This is a genomic window from Yersinia sp. J1, assembly GCF_050586585.1.
GTDB lineage: Bacteria > Pseudomonadota > Gammaproteobacteria > Enterobacterales > Enterobacteriaceae > Yersinia > Yersinia entomophaga.
This window is the reverse complement of sequence record NZ_JBOBDP010000047.1, coordinates 1-1206: the sequence shown is the minus strand read 5'-3', so window position 1 is coordinate 1206 and position 1206 is coordinate 1. Positions and strand designations below refer to the sequence as shown.

Genomic DNA, 1206 nt, shown 5'->3' with positions numbered 1-1206 from the left:
TCGCTCTGATTCATTTGGCGTCAAACCACCATTATATTGATGAGGTCTGAGCTGGCTGTAATATCCCGTTATGTAATTCGTTATCGCTGTCCTGGCTTCGCTACAATTAGCGTATCCATTATCCGGTACCCACTCCGTTTTCAGACTTCTAAAAAAACGTTCCATGGGGCTGTTATCCCAGCAGTTACCTCGGCGACTCAGGCTTTGCTTTATCTGATATCGCCACAATAACTGTCTGAAATTCCTGCTGGTATAGTGGCTGCCTTGATCCGAGTGATACAGCAAATTAGCGGGCTTTCCTCGCGCTTCCCAAGCCATGGACAGCGCTTTACCTGTCAGTGCAGAGTCCGGGAAAAATGACATCGCCCAGCCAACCGGCTTACGGGAAAACAAATCAAGTACAACGGCTAAATAAGCCCAGCGTTTGCCTGTCCAGATATAAGTCACATCACCGCACCAGACCTGATTAGGCTCTGTTACTGCAAACTGGCGTTCCAGATAATTGGGGATCTCTACGTGTTCCTTAGTCGTCTTTTTATATCGATGACCTGGCTGCTGACAGCTGATGAGATTAAGTTCTTTCATTAGCTTTGTTGCCCGCCAGCGGCTCAGTTTTACGCCTTTGGTAGTGACCATCGCGGCAATATTACGTGCACCTGCGGAGCCATTACTTTCGTGATAGCTTTCACGAACAAGACTGAGTAATGCCACGCGTGCGGCATCAGGCTTCTTTGGCTGCCGCCAGTATTTATAGCTGCTGCGATGAACCCCAAACACGTTGCACACAACGGCAACAGGAAACCGCGCCCTGAGTTTCTCAACTAATGAGAACTGTTCAGGGAGTCTGACATCAAGAGCGCGGTAGCCTTTTTTAATATATCTCTTTCCATTTCAACGCGTTGAAGTCTTTTCTTCAGTTCGCGTATTTCAATCTGCTCAGGTGTCATGGGTGACGCTATGGGTGATTTCCCTCCTCGTTCTTCTTTCAACTGCCGAACCCACTTATCCATCGTGGATTTACCGACATTCATTGCCGTGGCAGCGGCGGTAACGGTGTAATGCTGATCGAGTACAAGCTGGGCAGCTTCGAGGCGAAACTCGGGGCTAAAATTGCGTCTGTTACTTCTGTTCATTGTGTCACCTGTTTTGACGATGAGGTGATGATATCACCTCTATTCAGGTGGCCAAATTAACTATGCCACTACA

The 1206-nt window shown here is 48.1% G+C and carries 1 protein-coding gene; it reads right to left on the bottom strand.

The window, feature by feature from the left end:
* Nucleotides 1-1133 (bottom strand): IS3 family transposase gene (locus ACQ4OC_RS19520; RefSeq protein ID WP_430971558.1). Its coding sequence is split into 2 segments (ribosomal slippage), with 1134 coding nucleotides annotated over them: nt 1-881 and nt 881-1133; the frame shifts between segments, so codons are not numbered across the junction. This gene is flagged as partial in the annotation.
* Between the last annotated feature and the right edge of the window lie 73 nt (nt 1134-1206).